This is a genomic window from Pedobacter sp. 01T416_2, from assembly GCF_056398925.1.
In genome coordinates, this window is sequence record NZ_JBFTQI010000935.1 from 1 (window position 1) to 2,077 (window position 2,077).

3 protein-coding genes and 2 pseudogenes are annotated in these 2,077 nt (G+C 37.6%); 1 reads left to right on the plus strand and 4 read right to left on the minus strand.

Translation table 11 applies throughout. The features are described from left to right. Positions 1-264: pseudogene (locus AC1DPQ_RS25990) on the plus strand (formimidoylglutamase); the annotation flags it as partial. Between the two features lie 119 nt (positions 265-383). Here the strand turns inward: AC1DPQ_RS25990 and AC1DPQ_RS25995 are convergent. The 4 genes and pseudogenes from AC1DPQ_RS25995 to AC1DPQ_RS26010 all read right to left on the minus strand — a co-directional run. Next, the gene (locus AC1DPQ_RS25995) at positions 384-542 is read right to left on the minus strand and encodes a hypothetical protein (RefSeq protein WP_157257919.1); all 159 of its coding nucleotides are present in this window, start codon (positions 540-542) and stop codon (positions 384-386) included. 10 nt (positions 543-552) lie between these two features. Beyond that, a complete protein-coding gene (locus AC1DPQ_RS26000; RefSeq protein ID WP_477583671.1) occupies positions 553-1,113 on the minus strand; it encodes a 5-formyltetrahydrofolate cyclo-ligase in 561 nt (186 codons plus the stop codon). A gap of 152 nt (positions 1,114-1,265) precedes the next feature. Further along, entirely contained in the window at positions 1,266-1,826 is a 561-nt protein-coding gene (gene efp, locus AC1DPQ_RS26005; RefSeq protein WP_029274299.1) for an elongation factor P, read from the minus strand. Between the two features lie 131 nt (positions 1,827-1,957). Next, a pseudogene (locus AC1DPQ_RS26010) lies at positions 1,958-2,077 on the minus strand (elongation factor P); the annotation flags it as partial.

Below are 2,077 nucleotides of genomic sequence, written 5' to 3' on the forward strand. Positions count from 1 at the left end.
GACTTTACTGACCTGGTGAATGAAATAGGTTCAGTTGCGGGTTTGGAAATCGATTTGGACTGCGTTCAAAATGTACTTTCCAGTGCCGAAACACCATCTGGTTTTGCCGTTAACGATATTAGAAAACTCATTTTAACCAGTGTGAAGAAGTTTTCTTATCTACATATTTGTGAAGGCGCAGCGCGAATGTTGGATGGGAGGGTGAGTAAGTTAACGGCTAAACTGGTTGCTTATCTGGTGAGTGATTTTGTTAAGGGACATTAATCTAAGTGCGTCACCCTGAATTTATTTCAGGGTCTTTCTTGTTTTTTATTAATTGGGACTTACGCATTGGAAATAGATCCTGAAATAAATTCAGGATGACGACCTAAAAATGGAAAGCCCTACAAATGTTCGGCTTCGTATTTTTCTCCGGCCTGTAACATCAATTCAATCTGTTTCAGGTCTTCAGCGGTTAATTCCTCCTTTTCCTGTAACTCGAAYACCGCAATCATATTGTCTTCGTATTGTTTTTCGGTTTTGATAACGATTTCCTGTGGCATGCTGGTAAGCTTAAAATTTTATAATTTCTGTTGGCGTAATGCAAAAATCCAACCTGATGTCGTGTTCATTTACATCATCGATTTTTTCAATAGCAGGGTACAAAGATAAGCCTATTTTTTGAGCATTTATATCCTGTAGAAAACGATCGTAAAAGCCCTTGCCATAACCCACCCGGTAACCTTGTTTATCGAAAGCTAAAAGTGGAATAAGAACAAGATCTACTTCGCCTTCATGCAGGTTTCCTTTTTGTGGTTCCAGGATGTTATAAAGGTTTTTCTTTAAATCGCCTACACCTAAATATTCGTGATTGGTCATTAAAGCAGTTTCAAAATCGGCTTTAGGTACAATGATTTTAATTTCTGGGTGATTTTTATTAAGCCATTCGATCAGTAAAAAAGTATTGGGCTCCTTTTTTTCTGTAATGGGCAAAAAGATGTGGAGGGTTTTAATTTGGCTAAAATCGAGCGATTTAAACTCATTTAAGAGGGCTTCGCATAGGCTTTCGTACTCTGTGTCGCTCAGCAATAATCTTTCTTTTAGCGCTTGCTTTCTGATTTCGGCTTTTAACATGGTATTCAAATTTATGTTTTTTATAACAAGCGAGCGAAGTGGGTTGTTTTTTACAGACCTGTAAGGTTTTTAAAACCTTGCAGGTCTAAATGTAGAAACCAAAAAGCCCCTGAAGAGTTCACTTCAGAGGCTTCCATGTATTTTGCTTAAAATTATTTTACACGCTCAACGTACTCGCCGGTACGGGTATCGATTTTAATTTTATCTCCTTGGTTTACAAACATCGGAACTTTCACCTCAACACCGTTTTCTAATGTTGCAGCTTTTAATGCGTTTGTAGACGTATCGCCTTTAACAGCTGGCTCCGAGTAGGTAATTTCGAATTCAGCAAAGTTTGGCAATTGAGCCATAATAGCTTCTTCACTTTCCATAGAAACGATGATGTTCATGCCTTCTTTTAAGAATTTAATAGCCGAACCGAATAGTGATTTTTCAACGTTAAACTGTTCGTAATTGTTGTTGTCCATTACTACCAGATAATCACCTTCTTCGTATAAATATTGATAATCATTGGTTTCAACGCGGCAGATTTCTACAGCCTCGTCGGTATTCATACGTGCTTCAACAATTCTGCCCGATTTAATGTTGCGGAATTTACCAGTGTAAAATGCTCCACCTTTTCCTGGTGTACGGTGATTCCATTCGTCAACAGTAACCAGCTCGTTGTTTATGCGAAGAATGTTACCTGTTTTAATTTCTGATGCTTTTGCCATATTGTGTTATCCTAAATTGGATTTATATTTCAGTTTTTCGTGACGGCAAAGGTAAAATTATTTTGATAAAAACCTATAAAGGTTTAAGGTATAAGGCTTAGGGTTTAAGGAAATTTAAACCTTCAACTATGCTATTTTACCCGCTCCATATATTCGCCGGTTTTGGTGTCAACTTTAACCTTATCTCCCTGGTTAATAAATAGAGGCACTCTAATTTCAGCACCGGTTTCTACGGTGGCATATTTTTGTGC

Excerpts from the sequence above, each read along its gene's own strand:
- efp (WP_029274299.1), bottom strand. The coding sequence starts at position 1,826 with ATGGCAAAAGCATCAGAAATTAAAACAGGTAACATTCTTCGCATAAAC.
- AC1DPQ_RS26000 (WP_477583671.1), bottom strand. The coding sequence starts at position 1,113 with ATGTTAAAAGCCGAAATCAGAAAGCAAGCGCTAAAAGAAAGATTATTG.